We start from the raw sequence: 1736 nt of genomic DNA, 5'->3' as shown, positions 1-1736 counted from the left end.
CAGCACCAAGCCCGCATCAGCCACTACAAACGACGCGGACACAGCCCATGACACCTGCCCAGCAGTCAGAACAAGGACCGTTGCAGTATTAGACCGTGTCCTACGTGGTGAGGCGGACGAGTCTCTTGTAACAGCACAGGGCTGCGGCGAGTCCGAGAAATGCCAGGTAGTTGCGGGGATTTCGTTCGTAGCGGGGGCTGAGTCTGCGGTAGCCGGACAGCCACGACATCGTGCGTTCGATCACCCACCTCCGGCGCCCTACTGATCTGTCCGGGGTGTTGTCGGGTGGTAGGTCATTTCGAGTGCGGTTTCGCTGAGACAGCCGTCGATCGGATCGGGGCGTCGTTGGATGTGCCGTAGGCCGCGGCGGAGAGTGCGTTCGAGGTGGTCGTCGTCGGTGAAGGCGACGTTGGCCAGCGGGCCGCGCCGCAGCAGCGACCACACGCCTTCCACCGGGTTCAGGTCCGGTGCGTAGGACGGCAGTTGCACGATGGTGAGCCAGTCGTGCGCGTCGGCGTACTGGCGCATGCCTACGGTCCTGTGGGTGTTGAGATTGTCCCAGATGAGGACGATGGGGGCCTTGAGCTGGATGTACGCGCGGACGATCAGGTCGCGGCAATCGGTCCAGGCGAAGCTGTTGCGTCCCACGCCGCGGTACTTGTGGTGTCGGCGCGGCCGGTAGATCAGCCGGGAGGGCTCGCCGGGCCGGTAGCAGCACAGGGCGGCGATCGAGTAGCGGCGCCAGGACCGGCCACGCACCCGCACCACCGGCGTCTGCCCGCGCCGGCCCCAGGTCCGGGCCCGCGCCGCAGTCATCCCGAACCCTGCCTCGTCCTCGAAGACGAGGAAGGCACCCTGCGCCGCCGCAGTCATTCCGCCTGCGGCCACACGTCCTTCTTCCATAACCCGACGGCGTACTCGTCGCGCTCCAGCGCCCGGCGGGCGGGCGACTGCCAGGACCAGCCGTGCCGGTGCATCAGCCGCCACACCGCCGCCGGCGAGACGTCCAGTTGGAACTGCCATGAGATCAGTGCCTGGATTCTTGCCAGGGTCCACCGCTGGTCCTCCCAGCCGTGCTCGGACGGGCCCCGGGCCAGCTCCTTCTCCAGTTCAGCGAACTGGCCATCGGCCAGCCTGGGCAGTTTCGGAGGTCCCACGGACGACGCGAGGGCGGCCGCCCCGCCCTCGCGCCAGGCCCGTCGCCAGCGCTCCACCGACCGCTCACTCACCCGCAGTTCTTTCGCGATCGCCGCGTTCTTCTCACCCCGCGCGAACCGCTCGCCGGCCTCAAACCGGATCCGTTCCCTGAACCATGGTCGCTCGGCGGTCAGTCCGCCGCCGCGTGCGTACCGCATACCACCGGCCTACCGCAGGGATCACCATTCGTCAGCCTCCCCGACAACACCCCGATGAGATCAGTAGGGCATGTCCGGCGGCCTATGTCCGTCAGTATCTGATGGCCGCGTTGGAGGGGCACCGTCAGGGCCACTTGCTTCGTGACTGGATCCAGAAAGCTGAGCTGAGCGGCCCGAGGCCATCGGAATCTTCGCCGACTCCGTCCGCAAGGACCTCGCAGCCGTCACCGCTGGCCTCACCCTGTCCTACAGCTCCGGCGCCGTCGAGGGCCACGCCAACAGAATCAAGACGATCAAGCGCCAGATGTACGGCCGGGCCTCCTTCACCCTGCTGAGAGCCCGCATCCTTCTGCAGTCGTAGTCATCACGGAAGAGCGGCCA

General features: G+C 67.1%; 1 protein-coding gene and 2 pseudogenes. 1 reads left to right on the top strand and 2 read right to left on the bottom strand.

Annotated elements, in window-relative coordinates; all coding sequences use genetic code 11:
• Positions 1-100 precede the first annotated feature (100 nt).
• Positions 101-262: pseudogene (locus GAS53_RS54800) on the bottom strand (transposase); the annotation flags it as partial.
• Positions 259-1355, bottom strand: a protein-coding gene (locus GAS53_RS58900) for an IS630 family transposase (protein ID WP_450165277.1) whose coding sequence is annotated in 2 segments (ribosomal slippage) — positions 259-888 and positions 891-1355 — 1095 coding nt in all. Because the reading frame shifts where the segments join, the coding sequence is not laid out codon by codon here. The pseudogene GAS53_RS54800 and the gene GAS53_RS58900, both read right to left, overlap by 4 nt.
• A gap of 190 nt (positions 1356-1545) precedes the next feature.
• On the opposite strand from GAS53_RS58900, the pseudogene GAS53_RS54785 reads away from it, so the two are divergent.
• A pseudogene (locus GAS53_RS54785) lies at positions 1546-1716 on the top strand (transposase); the annotation flags it as partial.
• Positions 1717-1736: the final 20 nt, after the last annotated feature.

Source organism: Streptomyces albicerus, assembly GCF_008905045.1.
GTDB classification, from domain to species: Bacteria; Actinomycetota; Actinomycetes; order Streptomycetales; family Streptomycetaceae; genus Streptomyces; species Streptomyces albicerus.
The sequence above is the reverse complement of the archived record's forward strand: the minus strand, read 5'-3'. Positions and strand labels throughout refer to the sequence as shown.